Genomic DNA, 17,103 nt, shown 5'->3' with positions numbered 1-17,103 from the left:
ATGCCACCGTACGTGAATCCCGACCCGGCCGACGCCCTGCTGCACCAGGCGTTCGTGTCGGTCCTCGGCCCGGCCGGGCCGGTCGGCGCGGCCGTCCTGATCGGCCCTCGACAGGTCCTGACCTGCGCGCACGTGGTGAACAGCGCGCTGGGGCGCGACCGTTTCGACCCCGGGCCGCCGTCACGCGCCGAGACGCTCACCCTGCTGCTGCCGCACGTCGACCGGCAGCGGGCCCTGACCGGCCGGGTGGTGCCGGAGACATGGCGGCCGCCACGCTCCCGTCCGGCGCCCGGGCGACCGGAGCCGCCGGCCGCCGGCTCGCTCCCGTACTACGGCGACCTGGTGGTCCTCGAACTCGACGCCGAGGCCCCACCGGGCGCCGAACCCGCTCCCTTCCTCCCGCACCGGGAGGGCAACGAGGTCGTGGCGCTCTGGGCCAGCGGCCACGCCCTGCCCACCGTGCGAGCGGTGCCCCGGGCCTCCGCCCACCCGTGGATCGCCCTGGACGTCCTCGGCGGGAGGGTCGCGGAGGGGTTCAGCGGCGGGCCCCTCTGGGACCGGGACCGGCAGGCGGTCGTCGGCCTCGTCGTGGCCTCCCACGAACCGCCCGGCCGCCCCGCGCCGGACGGCTCCGATCCGGTGGCGCACCGGCACGGACCGCCCGCCGCCATGTACGCCATCGGTCTGTCGTCCATCGAGGCCGAGCTGCCCGACCTGCCGCCCGTCGCGGTCCCGGCCGCGGGTCGTGGCCGTCAGCAACTCGTCGGCATGCTGGAGCAGTTGCTCTCCTCCCGCCGCCAGGTCGTTCAGTGCGAGGAGCGGCTCTCCGCACGGCTCCACCGACGGTCGGCCGGAGCCGCCGTGGACGTCGAACGGCTCGCGGGACTCGCCATGGGCGTGCGCCGGGGCGTGCCCGAACTCCTCGACATCGTCTACGACGACCTCGCCGAAGCGCGGCCCGGCGGGGCTGCCGGGGCCGCCGACTGGCAGCGGATGCTGGGCATCGCCAGGATCGTCAGCCCCCGCGAGCGCCTCTCGCTCGGCCGCCGCCGCAACCTCAACGCGCTGCTCGCCGCCTGCGCCGCGATCGACGCGGACGTGCTGCTGCGCAAGGTGCTCCCGTACGCGGACGACACACCGGTCCCGGTCGACCTCGCGGACGCGACGGCCATCCTGGAGGGCTACGACGCGCCCGCGGGCCAGCCCATGCCCCCGCTGCTCCAAGGCGTCGTCCACATCGGCGTGCACGAGCGGGCGGCCGGCGGAGAGCTCGCCGACGACCTGGACGCCTGGGTGCGCAGCGCGGCACCCCGCCTGGGCGTGGCACCGGCGGCGGTCGACCAGTTCCGGGCCGACGCCGTCACGACCCTGCAGGCCGCCTCCGCGCACGCCGCGGCGGCCGGCGCCCGCGCCCGGAGGCGCACGGCCCCACCCCGGGTGCAGGTGGAGCTCCTCCCCGTACCGCCGGGCCACCTCTTCGCGTACCAGATCTGGGTGTGGAGCGAGGACGGCCGTCACGAGGTCGTGCTGACCGAGGACACGGGGGTCCCGAGCCACCAGGTGGTGGAGGCCATCAGGCGGGTCCTGCGCACGGAGGTGCGGGAGGACCCGGAGACCGCCCTCCTCGAGTTCTTCGTGTCGCCCGCGTGGATGCGGCTCGACGTGGACGCGTGGGAGTTCCCGAGCGACGCCGAGGACAGCGGCTTCTACCCCGGCATCACCCGCCGCGTGGTGCTGCGCAGCTCGGAGCGGACACGCGAGACGTACGCGTCGTGGAAGCGGCGCAGCAGTGCGCTGCCGACCTCGCCCCGGCTGCTCCTCGACGCGCGCAGCGCCGATCCGGCCGTCGCGCGCGCCCGGCTCGAAGTGAGCCCGGAGGCCGGGATCGTCGTCGTGAGCTGCGACCAGCAGCTGCAGGGGCGAGTGCTGCGCCAGTGCATCGAGGCCGGGGTGCACACGGTGCTGTGGCACCGCGAGGACCACGGCGAGCGGATCGCGACCGATCTGCTGGCCCTGGTGGAGGACGTCGACCACACCGAGATCCCGGAGGTCGTCCGGCTGGAACGGGCCAAGGCGGTGGCCGACCCCGACTGCCCCACCCACCACGGCCGGCGCCTGTCGCTGCTGCACGACGGCCCCGACCACCGGCCCCCGCCCCTCGCTCCCGACCCCTGGGCCCTCACCCAGCCGTGAGGCGGCCCGCCCGCCCCCAGAGCCGTCCCGCCGAGATCGAGTACCGCCCCGACGAGGAGACCGCGCCCGTGCCGCAACCGCCCGCACCCGAACCCGGCGCCCCCAGCACAGCCACCGAGGACTGGTGGGTGTTCCGTGGCCCGGCCGAGCTGCCCGAGCCGCCGCCCTGGCGCCGCTTCCCCGCCTCCGCGCGGCTCCCGCAGGCACGGCGCCACCTCATGAGCGCGGACGAGATCTCCGTGGTCAACGCCGCCCTCCATCTGCGTCGTCCGCTCCTCGTCACGGGCCGCCCCGGCACCGGCAAGAGCTCACTGGCGCGCGCCGTCGCCGAGGACCTCGGACTCGGCGAGGTGCTGCGCTGGTCGGTGAACAGCCGCTCCACGCTGGCGGACGCGCTCTACCGCTACGACGCCGTCGGGCGGCTGCGCGAAGCCTCGCTCCAGCGGGAGCGCGAACCCGCTCGCGGCGCGGCCCGTCGCCTGCGCCGCCGCACCGGAGCGGGCCCGGACATCGGGAACTACCTGCGCCTCGGCCCGCTCGGCACGGCGCTCGCCGCCACCGGCGGCCCCCGGGTCCTGCTCATCGACGAGATCGACAAGTCCGACATCGACCTGCCCAACGACCTTCTGGTGGTCCTGGAGGAGGGCGAGTTCGAGATCCCCGAGCTCGCCCGGCTGCCCGAACACCAGCAGACGGCCGACGTCCTCGCCACCGGCAGCCGGGAACGCGTCCGCGTCCAGCGCGGTGTCGTCTCGTGCGCCCACTTCCCCGTCGTCGTGATGACCAGCAACGGAGAGCGGGAGTTCCCGCCCGCCTTCCTCCGCCGCTGTGTCCGGCTCGATCTGGGCGACCCCGGCGAGGCGAAGCTGCGCGACATCGTGCGGCAGAACCTGGGCGACGAGGCACTCGCCCAGGCCGACGACCTGATCCGCGACTTCCTGCGCCGGGCCGCCACGCAGAGCCTGGCGACGGACCAGCTGCTCGCCGCGGTCCACCTCCGGGTCACCGGCGCCGATCTCGGGCGCGAGGAACTGCTGTCGGCGGTCCTGCACCGGCTGGACGAGGCGTTCCCCGCGTGATCGAACGTCTGCGTCGGCTCCTGGACGGCATCGGGTACGAACTCGGCTCCGCCGAGCTCCTCGACGTCCTGTGGCTGGCGCGGGCGATGGAAGGCGACGCGGCGCCCGACGGCGCCCCGGCGGCCGGCGGCGCCCCGGCGGGCCCCGAAGACCCACCGACCGGGACGGACGAGCCGGACGATCCGGTGTCCGACCCGCCCGCCGGTGCGTCCCCGGACCCGACGGGCGACGCACCGGCCGCGATCCCCGGCCGGACTCCCGACGCTCCCTCGGACCTCCCCGAGGGACCCGACCGACGCCACAGCCTCTTCACCGCGCACCACTCCCCCGGCGCCGTCGCCGGTCCGCCGGCCCGCGCCGTCCGCGCCCCCGGGCCGCGCGCCCTGCCGGGCCTGCACGGACTCGCCCGGGCACTGCGCCCGCTGCGCGCCCACCGCGACCATCGCCACCGGACGGTCGCGGACATCGAGGCCACCGTCCGGCTCACCGCCGAGTCCGGCGTGTTCGACGTCGTCGAGCGCCCCGAACAGGAGCTGCGGCACACCGCGGTCCTGCTCGTGGACGAGTCCGCCTCGATGCGCGTGTGGCAGCCGCTCGTACGGGAGGTCAGACGCCTTCTGGAACGTGGCGGGGTGTTCCGCGCGGTCCATGTCCACGGAGTCGACCCGCGCGACGGACGCGGGGCCGGCAGCACACCGCGCGCCGAGTCGCCCGTCGTCGTCCTCCTGACGGACGGGGTCGACGAGGCATGGCACGGCCCGGCGGCACGCCGGCTCCTCGGCGCGTGGGAGCGGTCCGGCCCGCTGATCGTCGTACCGTCGCTGCCGCGCAGGCTCTGGCGCGGTACGGCCTTCGACGCACAGCCCCAACTCCTCTCCGCCGGAAAGCGGTTCGCCCCCAACGGCGGGCTCACGGTCATCGACCCGCTCGGCGGAGGACCGGTCGCCCCCGCCGGGGACCGTCTCCCGGTGCCGGTGGTGCCGCTCTCGCCCGCGTCGCTGGGCTCCTGGGCGCGGCTGCTCACCCGGCCGGGTGCCTCTCAGCTCCTCGACACCGTCATGGTGGGTGCGGGGGACGATGACCCGAGCCCGCGGACGGTCGTGGCGCCGCCGCTTTCCGCGGAGGAGCGGCTCGACCGGTTCCGTGCCTCCTTCTCCCCGGACGCGTACCGGCTGGCGCTGCGGCTCTCCGCGATCCACCCGCTGAGCCTGCCCGTCATCCAGCTGATACGCCTCGCGACCCTGCCCGCCGCCGGCCCGGCCGTGGTCGCGGAGGTGCTGCTCGGGGACCTTCTGACGCCCCTGCCGGAGCACGCCCCGGCCGGCCGGCTGCCGGCTGCCGTCGGCGGGGCCGCGGGCGAGATCCGCTACGACTTCCAGCCCGGCGTGAGGGACCTGCTGGCGAGCGGTCTCGGCACCGAGCAGTCCATCGAGGTCGTCGAGGCGGTGGGCCGGGCGCTCGAACCCTACCTGGGCCGCATGCCGGACTTCGCCGCACTCCTCGCCGACCCGGACGGCGACGCACGACTCTCCCCGGGCACCACCGCGTTCGCGGTGCTCGTCAGTCCCGTTCTGGACCGCCTGTACGGGGGACCGCGGGGCCTGGAGGGTGGCAGCGGGACGAGCACGGCCGAGGGCACGACGGCGCCGGAGCCGGAGACGGGACCGGAGACGGAGACAGGGCCGGGACCTGGGCCCGCCCCACTGAGGTTCACGGTGTTCGGCCCCTCGCTCGCGTGGCAGGGGGACGACCGGGTCGCCGTGGGTTCGCCGCGGCAACAGGCCGTCCTGGCCACTCTGTTGCTGCATGAGCACCGCATCGTGGCGACCTCGACCCTGGTGGACGCGGTGTGGGGCGAGGAGGCGCCGGCGTCCGCGCCGCACACGGTCCTGGACCACCTCTCCCGGCTGCGGCGGATGCTGACCGCGCACGGGTTCGGCATCGAGAAGCACCCGACCGGATACAGCTTCCACGCCGAAGGGACCGGGGCCGTCCCCCTGGACCTGACCGAGGCCGAGCGGCTGGTCGACGCGGCCCGGTCGGCCACCGAGTCCGGTGATCACGCCGCGGCGCGGAACCTGATCGCGGAAGCGCTGGCCAGGCTGGAGGGCACCCCGCTGGACGGGGTGCCGGGGCCCTACGCGGAGAACCAGCGGGCGCGTCTCGTCGAGTGGCGGCTGGAGCTCGTCGAGAGCAGGATCGAGCTCGACCTGGAGCTCGGCTCGCACGCCGATATCGTGTCGGAGCTCCAGGAGTTGGCCGACGAGCACCCGTTGCGGGAGCGGTGGCGGGCCCAGTTGATGGTGGCGCTGTACCGGTCGGGTCAGGATGCCCACGCGGTCGCGGTGTACGCCGACACCCGACGCATGCTCCGCGAGGAGCTCGGCATCGACCCCAATCCAGAACTCCGGGAACTGCACGAGTACATCCTGCAGAGACAGCCGCCCGAACTGGCGCGCACCGGCCGTCGCGTGCGCCTCACGAACCGGCCCTCGCGGACCACCCCCTCCTGGCCTCCCACGGAGGGCGTCCGCTTCCGTGTGCTGGGCCCCGTGCAGGCGTGGCGGGGAGGCGACCCGCTGCCCGTCGGCTCCCCGCAGCAACGGGCTTTGCTCGTCGCCCTGTTGTTGCGGGACGGGCGGACCGCCACCGTCGGCGAGCTGATCGACGCCATCTGGGGCGAGGATCCCCCCTCCCAGGCGCTGGCGGCGGTCCGTACGTACGCCGTGCGGCTACGCAAGATCCTCGACCCCGGCGTCCTCGTCAGCGACTCCGGCGGCTACGCCCTGCGCGTCGCACCCGACGCTCTCGACCTCGGCGTGGCAAGGGACCTCGAAGGGGCCTCCGACCGCGCCAGGAGCGCGGGCGACCGGCTGCTGGCACGCGACCTGCTCACGCAGGCCCTCGACCTCTGGGAGGGCGAGACCCTGGACACCGTGCCCGGGCCGTACGCCGAGAGCCGGCGCACCCAGCTGGAGGACTGGCGGCTCCAACTCCTGGAGACCCGGCTCGACCTGGACCTGGAGGTCGGCGCCCACGCCGAGGCCGTCTCCGAGCTGACCGCGCTCACCGCCGCGCACCCGCTGCGCGAGCGCCTGCGCGAACTCCTCATGCTCGCGCTCTACCGCTCCGGCCGCCAGGCCGAGGCCCTCGCCGTGTACGCCGACACCCGCCGCCTCCTCGCCGACGAACTCGGCGTCGACCCCAACCCCGAACTCTCCAGGCTCCAGCAGCGCATCCTCCAGGCCGACCCCGGCCTCCTCGGTGATCCGCCCGACCCCGACCCCGACCCCGACGCCGAGGGGCCGGCCCGGCCCGTTCGGCCGGCCATGCTCCCGGCGACGGTTCGGGACTTCACCGGCCGCGCCCGGCTGGTACAGGAGTTGAGCGAGCACCTGACCGACGGGACGGGCGACGCGGTCTGCGCCCTGGCCGGCATCGGCGGCGTCGGAAAGACCACCCTCGCCGTGCACGTGGCCCACTCCGTCCGCCCGCACTTCCCCGACGGGCAGCTGTACGCGGACCTCCAGGACTTCGGAGCCCGCCGCCTCGACCCGCGTGCCGTGCTCGGCTCGTTCCTCAGAGCACTCGGGACCCCCGAGTCCGAGCTCACCGCCTCCTCGACCGAGCTCTCGGCCCGCTTCCGTGCCGCGCTCGACGGCCGGCGGATCCTCGTGGTCCTCGACAACGCGCTGGACGCCGCCCAGGTCCGGCCGCTGCTGCCCGGCACGCCCGGCTGCGCCACACTCGTGACCGGGCGAGCACGCATGGTGGACCTGGAAGGGGCCCGCCTGGTGGACCTGGAGGTGATGTCCCCCGAGGAGGCGCTCCAGCTCTTCACCCGGATCGTCGGCACCGAGCGCGTCCAGTCCGAGCGCGAGGCCGCCCTCGACACCGTCGTCGCCTGCGGCTTCCTGCCGCTGGCCATCCGCATCGCCGCCTCCCGGCTGGCCGCCCGCCGCACCTGGACGGTCTCCGTGCTCGCCGCCAAGCTGGCCGACGAGCGGCGCAGGCTCGACGAGCTCCGGGCCGGCGACCTGGCCGTGAAGGCCACCTTCGAGCTCGGCTACGGACAGTTGGAGCCCGCCCAGGCCCGGGCCTTCCGGCTGCTCGGCCTCGCCGACGGGCCCGACATCTCGCTGGCCGCCGCCGCCACTGTCCTGGACCTGCCGGTTGCCGACGCCGAGGAGTTGCTGGAGGCCCTCGTCGACACCTCCTTCCTCGAGTCCGCCGCGCCGGGCCGCTACCGCTACCACGACCTCGTACGGCTCTACGCACGCGCGTGCGCCGAGCGCGACGAACAGCCCCCCACCGAACCGGGACTGGCCCTCTCCCGCCTCCTCGACTTCTACCTGGCCACGGCCTCCCGGGTGTACGCCCTGGAGCGACCCGGCGACCGTCTCGTCGACCACGTGGCACGGGTGGAGCAGGAAGGCCTGTCCTTCACCGACTCGCACGGCGCCCTGGAATGGCTGTACGCCGAGGCCGGCTGCCTGCTGGACTGCGCGCTGCAGTCCACCTCTCCCGGCAGCCTGCCCCGGGCCGTGGATCTCCTGTGGCTGGTGCGGGACCTCAGTGAATCCGGCTCCCACTCCGCTCGGTACGCGGCCGTGGCAACGGCCCTGAACGAGGCCGCGGACGCCCTGGGCGACGCCCGGACGGCGGGCAGGTCCGCCCTCGTCCTGGCCGAGGCCGAGGCGACCCTGGGACGGTTCGACCGGGCCGCGGAGTGGGCGGACAGGGTCCGACCGGGGACGCCCCCTGACCTCGCCGTCCCGAGTCGCACCGCGCAGCTCCGCGGGCGGGTAGCCCAGAACCGGAACCGGCTCGAAGAGGCCGAGGCGCACCTCTCCCGGGCCGTCGAAGCGTTCCGGAACGACGGCGACCGGCCGGGCGAGGCCGGGGCCCTGTCCGATCTCTCCCGGGTGCGGCTGGCAGCGCGAGACGTCTCCGCTGCGCTGTCCATGACCGAGCAGGCCATCGCCGTCCTCGATGACGCGGGCCGGTCGGTGCGCGGCGCCGGCGCCCGCTACGCACGCGGCCTCGCGCTCACCGCGGCGGGGCGGTACGACGAGGCGAGGGACGTCTTCCACGAGGCGAGAGGCGTCTTCCGCATCCATCGCCAACTGGTGTGGGAGGGCATGACGTCGTTCCGGCTCGCCGAGACCGAGCTCGCGGCGGGGCGCCCCGGGGAGTCCGCCGCGTACGCCGAGGAGGCTCTGGGGCAGCTCGCCAGGTCCGGCGGCGACTGGCGACGGGGCACCGTCCTGACCCTCCTCGGCCGGGCCCTGCAGGCACTGGACCACAACGACCGGGCCCGTGTCTGCTGGCAGGAGGCGTTGGCCGTCTTCGAGGCGCGGGGTGCCGCCGAGGCCGAGGAGCTGCGGGGGCTCCTCGACGCCGCGGCGGCCTCGTCCTGACGCTCCCCGCCGTCACGCCCCCTGCGGGCTTCCCTCCTCGAAGCGCAGGTAGCGCTCGACCGAGCGCTCCAGGACCTCGTTGCCGCCGGTGGGGACGACGCGCTGCCACCAGGCGCCGTAGATGCGGTCGAAGCGGTACCCGGCGAGGAGGTCGGCCGCGGCGCGGACGGCGTGGGGGCGTTCGGGGATGTGGTTGGCGAAGCTGTGCATGACGGTGACCCAGCGCAGGTCCGGGCAGACGTGGACGACGTCGCCGGTGAACAGGGCGCCCTCGCCGGCGGACCAGTGGAGGACGGCACTGCCGGGGAAGTGGATGCCCGGGTTGATCAGGACGAGGTCGTCGGCCAGCCGGTGGGTGCGGCCGCTCCAGAAGTGGAGGGCGGGGTCCGGGCGGCCGACCCACTCGCGGTCGGCCTCGTGGAGGTAGACCGGGGCGTCGAAGGCGTGGGCCCAGTCGACCATGGCGGAGTAGAAGTGGGGGTGGCTGACGGCGATCTTCGAGATGCCGCCGAGGGCGCGGATCCGCTCGATGATCTCGTCGTCCAGGTGGGGGACGCAGTCCCAGAGGACGTTGCCGGAGTCGGTGCGCAGGAGCAGGGCGCGCTGGCCGATGGCGATGGCGGGCGTGGCGCCGATGCCCAGGACGCCGGGGCCCTCCTCCTCGAAGCGGCCCCGGTGGCCGTCGGCGCGCAGGGCGGCGCGCGAGGTCCACTGCTGGCCCTGGGCTCCGACGTACTGCCGCTCGTCGAGGCAGACGGGGCAGTCCTGGCGCGGGGCGCCGTACTGGGTGCCGCAGGCGCGGCAGATGGGCAGGGTGGCGGCGTCGGTGTCAGGCACGGGTGGCTCCGGTCAGGTCGGTGAGGGGGTACGGCCGGTTCGGCTGCCAGCCCAGCTCGTCGACGGCGCGGCGGCCGGAGACGACCTGGTTCAGGGCCAGGGCCTCGGCGAAGGGCGCGCCCAGGAGCTGGGCGGCCGGCTCCTGGGGCCAGGGCTCGGCGCGCCCGGGTCCGCCGGCGGAGAGGTCGGCCGCGGCGGCGAGCGCGGCCACCGGGACGGACTCGTGGGCGACGCCGTGGAGCAGGGTGCCCTCCTCGGCCCGGGTGAGGGCCAGGACGTAGAGCGCGGCGAGGTCGTCGACGTGCACCATGGGCCATCGGGTGTCGACCGGGCCGACGTAGCGGCCGATGCCGTGCTCCCGGGCCCAGTCCGTCATCAGTCCGGGTATGCCGCCGCCGTTGCCGTAGACGATGCCGGGCCGGATCACCACGGTCCGCACGTCGTCGTCGGCAGCGTCGAGTACCTGCCGCTCGATGCGCGGGCGGTAGCCGACGATGCCGATGGGGTCGGTGGGCGTCTCCTCGTCGGCGGGTCTGTCGCCGGTGGCGCCGAGCACCCAGACGCCGCTGGTGTAGACGAACGCCCGTCCGGTGCCGCGCAGTCGTCGCAGCAGGCCGTGCACGGCGGCGGTGTCCACGGCCTCGTCGCCGGTGGGAGCCGCGATGTGCAGGACGGCGTCGATCTCGTCCGTGACCGCCGCGGCCAGCGACGCGGGGTCGGCCAGGTCGCCGACCCGGGCCGCGACGTCCGGCGCGACCCGGCCCGCGTCCTTGACCAGCCGGATCACGTCGTGTCCGGCGTGTGCCAGCCGCTCGACGACGGCGGAACCGATGTAGCCGGTGGCGCCCAGGACGAGGACCCTCACGGTGTTTCCCTTCGCTCGCGTACGGTCTCCGACCGCCGCTGGGGATGCGCGCCGCGACCGTGCGTAACGAGGTTAGGACCGGGGGCTGTCGGGGCCTTGCTCTCGCGCGCACGCTCCCTTGACACTGCGCGCACGCCAGCGCTGAACGGCCTGGTCGCGGAAGTCCGTGGGGCTTGTCCCGTAGGCCGCGCGGAAGGCCCGGCTGAACACGGGGGCGTTGGGGTAGCCCCAGCGGGCGGCGATCGCGTGGACGGGGTGGCCGAGGAGTTCGGGCCGGGCCAGGTCGGCCCTGCACCGTTCGAGCCGCCGGCGCCGGATGGTGGCGGCGACGGTCTCCTCCTGGCCGGCGAAGAGCTGGTGGAGCCGGCGCACGGAGATGTGGTGGTGGGCCGCGACGGTGCCGGGGGTCAGTTCCGTGTCGCCGAGGTTGTGGTCGATGAAGGCGTCGATGCGCGCGAGCAGCGCCGCGGCACGGGCCTCGCCGGGGAGTTGCTCGCAGAGGTCGAGGCGGGTGGCCAGACAGGCGGAGAAGAGGTCGATGGTGACCTGTTCGAGGCGGCTGCGTTCGTGCGGCGCGCAGTCGGTTCCGTGGGCGGTGAGCGTCCGCAGGAAGCCGGCCAGGACGGCGCCCATGCCGCTGTCGCCGGTGAAGGAGCGGGCGAGCATCCGGTCGACCCGTTCGGGTCGGAACGGCAGGGCCTGTTTGGGCACTTGGAGCACGACCGCGCCGATCGGCTCGGTGCCCTCTGCGGTGCCCGACTCGAAGGGGCGGGAGCTGTCCCACAGCACCATCTCGCCGACGGACTGGGTGGTTTCGCTGCGGTGTTGGGAGAACCAGGTGGTGCCGCGGGTGAGGAGGGCGAGGTGGTACTGCTCGGGGTCGCTCTGCCGGATGTGCGCGGGCGTCCGGCGGGAGCGCAGGGGGGTGTACGAGTAGGCCGTCACCTGTACGCGGCCCAGGTCCAGCACCGAGGCGTCACCTTGGAAGGTGCCGCCCCGTTCGCGCCTGATCGCCAGCGGTGCCAGTTCCCGCGTGACGAGATCGGAGAACCACTCGAACCGGTCGCCGGCCGGTACGGCCGCGGAGCTCATCGTCGCCCACATCTCGAACACCCCCTTGTTCTACGGTCCTTGTTCTGCGGTCCTTGTCCTGCGCTTTCGGCTCCACGCTAGGTCACGGGCGGGCCGCTCCCTAGCGTGCGACGAAGTGGATCCGGCCGGGTGTCGGCGCCGGCGCGGGCCGCGCGGGCGCCGGTGCATCCCGGGCGGGATCCCGCTCACTCCGACGGAGGGGCCGGTTCTCCGCAGAAACGATCAGCGGTTCGGCCGTCCGGCGTAAGGCCGGAGGGCCGAAGAGCGAGGACCGGGAGGGACCGCCGGGGAGAACCACCGGGCAGGACGACCGGAGGGAGGAAGACAGGCAGGCAGGGAGGAAGGCCGGGGACGACGGCCGGCAGCGGGCCGGGCGGGACGACCGGGACAGCGGGCCAGGCCGGACGACCGGGAGGGTCGAGAAGGGTTGCGGGAAGGGCTGCGGGGAGGGCGCCCGAGGGGGACAGCCGGGCCGGGGCCCGGCCTCGGGGCGCCGTCAGGCCTGTACGACCGGCGTGCCGGTCAGCTCCACGCCCGCGAGCCGCATCTCGTCCAGGGCCCGGGCGGTGCTGTCGTGGGCGACGCCCGTCGTGTGGTCGAGCAGGACGCGCACGCCGAAGCCGTCGCGCACCCCGCCGAGGGCGGTCGCCTTCACACAGTGGTCGGTGGTGAGGCCGACCACGTCCACGGTGTCGACACCCTGGGCGCGCAGCCAGTCGCCGAGGGCTTCGCCGCCGGCGGTCAAGCCCTCGAAGCCGCTCTTCGAGGCCGAGTGGGCGCCCTTGAAGAAGACCTCGTCGACCGCGCCGGAGGTCACGACGGGCTCGAAGTCCGGGTGGAATTCGGCGCCGTCGCTGCCGGCCAGGCAGTGCTCGGGGAAGGAGTTCTCGAAGTCTGGGTCGTCGGAGAAGTGGTCGCCGGGGTCGATGTGGTGGTCGCGGGTGGCGACCACCCGCACGTAGCCGTCACCGGCCTGCTGCTTGACGAAGTCCCGGATCGCGCGGGCCTGTTCGGCACCGCCCGGGACGGGGACCTTCCCTCCTTCGCAGAAGTCCTTCTGCACATCGACGACGATCAGCGCTCGGCCCGCCATCGGACCTCCTCAGTTCTTGTGGGTGCTCAGCTGGTGTGGTGGGGGGTGTGCGGTTCAGCCGCCGAGCAGGTTCAGCAGCTCGATGTCGTCCAGGTCGATGTCGGGCACGTCCACGTCGTGGGTGAGCGTGGTGGCGGTGCCCGGCGCGTGGCGCGGGGTGTCGGCCTGCGCGGCGCCGGCGACGGCGCCGAGGGCGACGCCCGCGAGCGCGAGGGCGGTCAGGGAACGCACGGTGAGATTCACGACCGGTAAACGATCTTTGTACCGTTTCGGTCACGACTCACTGTGAACGATCTGCAGGAGATTGCCGCAGGTGTCGTCGAACACGGCGATCGTCACCGGCCCCATCTCCACCGGCTCCTGGGTGAACCGCACGCCGAGCGCCCGCAGCCGCTCGTACTCGGCCGGCACGTCGTCCACGGCGAACGCGGCGGCCGGGATGCCGTCCTCCACGAGGGCCCGCTTGTACGGCCCGACGGCCCGGTGGCGGTCCGGCTCCAGGAGCAGTTCGGTGCCGTCGGGGGCCTCGGGCGAGACGACGGTCAGCCAGCGGTCCTCGCCGACGGGGACCTCGGTCTTCTTCACGAAGCCCAGCACGTCGGTGTAGAAGCGCAGGGCCTTGTCCTGGTCGTCGACGAAGACGCTGGTCAGGTGGATCCGCATGGGTGCTCTCCGGTCGTGTGCGGGATGGTGTCGATGCGTCATCTGTCTATCAAGCGGGCGGCCCGCGAGCCGGGGACACGGCCGGTGGGCGCGCTGTGGTGGAGTCGAGAAGCCGTCGTCACCGAATCGTGAAGGTTGCGCGGGATGCTCGGTGCAGTCGAGCGCACGACGCGCTTTCTCACCTCGGGGGCAGACCACCATGAGCACGATCCGCAGAGCCACCCTCGTCGCCGCCGCCGCGTCCGCCGCGCTCGTCCTGACGGCCTGCGGGCCTTCCGGCGACGACGCCGCGGGTGCGGGCCCGTCGGCGTCGACGGCGCCCGCGACCCCCACGACGACCGGGGCGCCCTCGGACGGCGGGGCCCCGACGGCCACCGCCACGCCGCCGAAGACGGCGGCCCCCACCAAGACCGCCGCGCCGACGAAGACGGCGAAGCCGAAGCCGACGACCGACCCGGACTACGACGTCTTCCCGTGCAGCACGTTCGACGTGACGTTCTCGGCGAGCCTGGCCGAGCCGACGACCGGCAGCTACCTGCTGAAGGTCACCAACAAGACCGCCAAGCCCTGCCGGGTCCTCGGCCACCCGATCGTGACCTTCGGCGCCCTGGACGGGACCGCCGTCCAGCGGGGCACGGCCCCGTCCCTGGAGGACTCCCTCCGTCTGGAGCCCGGCACGTCCGCCTACGCGGGGCTCATGGGCGGTCCGCACGACGGCAAGGGCTCGACGGTCGGCTCGATCGCGATGACCATGGACACCGAGTCGGACCTGACGCAGAAGCCCCTCAAGGCCTCGACGCCCGGCCTGTACGTCTCCCCCGACAAGAACTCGGTGACGGCCTGGATGGACAACTCCGAGGACGCGCTCAGCCTGTAGGCGCCCGGCGCCGCGGCCGTCAGCGCACGCCCCTCGTGCGGAACTGGACGCTGATGCGGGGGCCGACGGCGCGGCTGGTCTTGGGGACGGCGTGTTCCCAGGTGCGCTGGCAGGAGCCGCCCATCACCACCAGGTCGCCGTGGCCGAGGGGCAGCCGGAGCGCCGTGGGGCCGCCGCCGCGCGGGCGCAGCGCGAGGTCGCGGGGGTCTCCCAGGGAGAGGATCGCGACCATCGTGTCCTGGGTGGCGGAGCGGCCGGTGCGGTCGCCGTGCCAGGCGACGCTGTCCCGTCCGTCGCGGTAGAGGCAGAGGCCGGCGGTGACGAAGGGTTCGCCGAGCTCGGGCGCGTAGTGGGCGCCGAGGGTGTCGCGGGCCTCGACGAGGACGGGGTGCGGGAGCGGGGCGCCCTCCCGGTAAGAGGCGAGGAGCCGCGGCACGGCGACGACGGTGTCGTACATGGCCCGCTCCTCGGCCTGCCACGGCACGCGCCCGGCGAGCTCCTCGAAGAGCGCGTCGGCGCCGTGGAGCCAGCCGGGCAGGTGGTCGATCCAGGCCCCGTCGCCGAGCACGGTCCGCCGGAGGCCGTCGAGCGGGCCGAGTCCGACGACGTCGCCCTGGTCGAAGAGGGATCCCTGGAGGCCGGTCATGGGTCAAGAGTAGACCAGTAATCGAATGCGTGAGCGAATTCGATCGCGTGGACCCGGCGCCGCGCTCTCAGCCGGTCAGGTGCCGGTAGACGCGCGGGTTCGCCGCCAGGAAGTCGGCGAAGGACTGGGGCGGGTGTCCGGTCAGGGTCCGGACGGCGTCCGAGACCGTGTCCATCTCGCCGGTGGCCACCGCCTCGTACGAGGTGACCCAGCCCTCCACCTCCCAGTCCGGCGCGCCGTATCCGGCCCGGGAGGCGAGGGCCTCGTCGCGGGTCTCCGGGAGGTAGTGGACCGGGCGGCCCGCGGCCCGGGCCAGGGCCGCGGCGATCTCGGCGAAGGAGAGCGCCTCGGGGCCGGTCATGTCGTAGGTCGCGCCGTCGTGGGCGTCGCCGCCGAGGAGGACCGCGGTCGCCGCGTCGGCGATGTCGTCGTGCGTGACGGCGGCGACCCGGCCGTCGTCGGCGGGGCCCCGCAGGATGCCGTCGGCCCCGGTCATCGCGGCCAGGTCGGCCTGGTAGGCGCTGTCGCGCAGGAAGGTGTGGCGGACGCCGGTGGAGCGGATGTGCTGCTCGGTGTACCAGTGGTCGCGGGCGTACGTGAAGGTGGCGTGCGGCGCGGCGCCGAGGTACGAGAGGTAGACCACCCGGCGCACCCCGGCGGCGACGGCCGCGTCCACGGCGGTGGCGTGGGTCCTGACCCGGCCGGGCCCCTCATGGGCGGAGACCAGGAAGAGGGTGGCCGCGCCGTCGAGGGCCGCGCGCATCGCGGCGGCGTCGTCGTACGACGCCGTCCGAGTGTCGGCGACCGGCAGCGCGGCCAGCTTCTCCGGGTCGCGTCCGAGCGCCCGGACCGGCGCGCCCGCCTCGGCGAGGCGCCGGGTCAGGCGCCGGCCGATCCGTCCGGTCGCTCCCGTGACCGCGATGGGTTCCGTCATGTCGTGCCTTTCGCCGTGCCGGTCCGGCCGTGCCGATGCCGGTGCCGGTCGGGTTCCCGGCCCTCCCCATTCGACCCCGGCCGCGGCGGCGGCGCACGCCTTACGCGCGCCCGGCCGTCATGTCCATCAGCCGGGCCAGGACCCGGCCGCCGGAGGCGCTGACGCCGTCGTGCTCCCATTCGTTGGTGACCCAGGCACGGGCCGAGCCGATCGCGCGGACGGTGGCGAGCGAGATGCCGGCGTCCACGTACATGTCGTCGTGGTAGACCACGGCGGCCAGCGGGATCTCGTTGGCGGCGAGCCGGGCGAGGTCGTAGAGCGGCGGCCAGTCGGCGCGCCGGGCGAGCAGCTCGGCGGCCTCGGCGAACGGGCGCAGGCCGCGTATCTCCTCGAACATCCAGGGGTGGATGGACTCGCCGGTGAGGAGCAGCGGCTTCGCGTCGTCGGCGAACTCGGGCAGGGCGGCGAGCGCCCGGTCGGCCGCCCAGGCGGTCGGTCCGGCGCCCTGGGCGTAGATCGACTCGTGCAGGACGGCGAAGAGCGGGTTGTCGGTGAAGCCGGTGAGGGCCTCGACCTGGTGGAGGAAGGTGTCGGTGAGGCCGCCGTCGCCGGCGTCGTCGAGGGCCTCGTCGAGCAGCCAGTGGAGCCGTTCGAAGCCGTCACCCATGCCGAGGGCGAGCCCGAGGCTGCGCAGCCGCGGGACGGTGAGCCGGTCGCCGCCGGGCAGCCGCACGTCGGTGGCGGTGAGGAGGTCGGCGATCTCGCGGAGCCGGTCGGCGTCCTCGGGGTAGCGGGCGTACAGCTCCAGGACGCGGTCGCGTACGCGCGGGGAGGTGTGGGCGTAGACGTCGTCGGCGGTGGCGGTGAGACCGGGCAGGCCGCCGGTGACGTGGCAGGAGCGCAGTCCCTCGGGTGCGAGGGAGAGGTAGGTGAGGGTGACGAAGCCGCCGTAGCTCTGGCCGAGCGTGTCCCAGGGCGCGTCGCCGCAGAGGTGGCGGCGGATCAGTTCGGCGTCGCGGACGATGGCGTCGGCGCGGAAGTGACCGAGGTGGCCGGCGAGCAGCTCCGGGGAGGCGAACCGGGCGGCGGTGCGGGCGGTGACGGGAGTGGAGCGGCCGGTGCCGCGCTGGTCGAGCAGGAGGACCCGGTGGGTCTTCAGCGCCTGGTCCAGCCAGCCGGGCGAACCGAACGTGGGGCGGGGCGACTTCCCGCCCGGTCCGCCCTGGAGGTAGAGCAGCCAGGGCAGCGGCTCGGCGGCCCGTGCCGGGTCGACGACCTCGCGGGCGAAGACCTGGAGGGTCGGGCCGTCGGGGGCGTCGTGGTCGAGCGGGACCTCGAAGACGTGGTCGGTGGTCGCGTACGCGGGGTGCATGGATTCCTTTCCGGTGGCGGGGGCGTGGCGGG

Annotated in this window: 13 protein-coding genes and 1 pseudogene; 5 read left to right on the top strand and 9 right to left on the bottom strand. The window is 74.5% G+C overall.

Annotated features, from left to right (window positions below):
- From OG309_RS33535 to OG309_RS33520, 4 genes and pseudogenes are all read left to right on the top strand, one after another.
- The gene (locus OG309_RS33535; protein ID WP_329426693.1) at positions 1-2,193 is read left to right on the top strand and encodes a VMAP-C domain-containing protein; all 2,193 of its coding nucleotides are present in this window, start codon (positions 1-3) and stop codon (positions 2,191-2,193) included.
- 68 nt (positions 2,194-2,261) lie between these two features.
- Positions 2,262-3,272: an AAA family ATPase gene (locus tag OG309_RS33530; protein WP_402543984.1), complete on the top strand. Its 1,011-nt coding sequence runs from the start codon at positions 2,262-2,264 to the stop codon at positions 3,270-3,272.
- Positions 3,269-5,644 (top strand): annotated as a pseudogene (locus tag OG309_RS33525) (SAV_2336 N-terminal domain-related protein); the annotation flags it as partial. The gene OG309_RS33530 and the pseudogene OG309_RS33525, both read left to right, overlap by 4 nt.
- Positions 5,645-5,743: 99 nt before the next feature.
- The gene (locus OG309_RS33520) at positions 5,744-8,692 is read left to right on the top strand and encodes an AfsR/SARP family transcriptional regulator (RefSeq protein ID WP_329428672.1); all 2,949 of its coding nucleotides are present in this window, start codon (positions 5,744-5,746) and stop codon (positions 8,690-8,692) included.
- A 12-nt stretch (positions 8,693-8,704) separates the two neighbouring features.
- Here the strand turns inward: OG309_RS33520 and OG309_RS33515 are convergent, their stop codons facing one another.
- The 6 genes from OG309_RS33515 to OG309_RS33490 form a co-directional block, all read right to left on the bottom strand.
- Positions 8,705-9,529 carry an MBL fold metallo-hydrolase gene (locus OG309_RS33515; RefSeq protein WP_329426691.1) on the bottom strand — a complete coding sequence of 275 codons (825 nt, stop codon included), beginning with the start codon at positions 9,527-9,529 and terminating at the stop codon, positions 8,705-8,707.
- On the bottom strand, positions 9,522-10,394 hold the full coding sequence (locus tag OG309_RS33510; protein WP_329426689.1) for an NAD-dependent epimerase/dehydratase family protein: 873 nt from the start codon (positions 10,392-10,394) through the stop codon (positions 9,522-9,524). Before OG309_RS33510 ends, OG309_RS33515 begins: the two co-directional genes overlap by 8 nt.
- Positions 10,395-10,466: 72 nt before the next feature.
- Complete coding sequence (locus OG309_RS33505) at positions 10,467-11,498, bottom strand: helix-turn-helix domain-containing protein (protein ID WP_329428670.1); 1,032 nt, start codon at positions 11,496-11,498, stop codon at positions 10,467-10,469.
- 484 nt (positions 11,499-11,982) lie between these two features.
- Positions 11,983-12,579: an isochorismatase family protein gene (locus OG309_RS33500; protein ID WP_329426687.1), complete on the bottom strand. Its 597-nt coding sequence runs from the start codon at positions 12,577-12,579 to the stop codon at positions 11,983-11,985.
- A gap of 54 nt (positions 12,580-12,633) precedes the next feature.
- Complete coding sequence (locus tag OG309_RS33495; RefSeq protein WP_329426686.1) at positions 12,634-12,810, bottom strand: hypothetical protein; 177 nt, start codon at positions 12,808-12,810, stop codon at positions 12,634-12,636.
- Positions 12,811-12,852: 42 nt separating this feature from the next.
- Positions 12,853-13,242: a VOC family protein gene (locus tag OG309_RS33490; RefSeq protein WP_329426684.1), complete on the bottom strand. Its 390-nt coding sequence runs from the start codon at positions 13,240-13,242 to the stop codon at positions 12,853-12,855.
- Positions 13,243-13,441: 199 nt separating this feature from the next.
- Between OG309_RS33490 and OG309_RS33485 the strand changes: the two genes are divergently transcribed.
- The gene (locus tag OG309_RS33485; protein WP_329426683.1) at positions 13,442-14,119 is read left to right on the top strand and encodes a DUF4232 domain-containing protein; all 678 of its coding nucleotides are present in this window, start codon (positions 13,442-13,444) and stop codon (positions 14,117-14,119) included.
- A 19-nt stretch (positions 14,120-14,138) separates the two neighbouring features.
- Here OG309_RS33485 and OG309_RS33480 read toward each other — a convergent pair whose 3' ends face one another.
- The 3 genes from OG309_RS33480 to OG309_RS33470 form a co-directional block, all read right to left on the bottom strand.
- Entirely contained in the window at positions 14,139-14,765 is a 627-nt protein-coding gene (locus OG309_RS33480; RefSeq protein ID WP_329426681.1) for an alpha-ketoglutarate-dependent dioxygenase AlkB, read from the bottom strand.
- Between the two features lie 67 nt (positions 14,766-14,832).
- Positions 14,833-15,699 carry an NmrA family NAD(P)-binding protein gene (locus tag OG309_RS33475; RefSeq protein WP_329426679.1) on the bottom strand — a complete coding sequence of 289 codons (867 nt, stop codon included), beginning with the start codon at positions 15,697-15,699 and terminating at the stop codon, positions 14,833-14,835.
- 100 nt (positions 15,700-15,799) lie between these two features.
- A complete protein-coding gene (locus OG309_RS33470; protein WP_329426678.1) occupies positions 15,800-17,071 on the bottom strand; it encodes an alpha/beta fold hydrolase in 1,272 nt (423 codons plus the stop codon).
- Positions 17,072-17,103 lie beyond the last annotated feature (32 nt).

Source organism: Streptomyces sp. NBC_01268 (genome assembly GCF_036240795.1).
In the GTDB taxonomy this organism is placed as follows: domain Bacteria; phylum Actinomycetota; class Actinomycetes; order Streptomycetales; family Streptomycetaceae; genus Streptomyces.
Note: the sequence above shows the minus strand (reverse complement) of the source record. Positions and strands in the feature narration are given on the sequence as shown.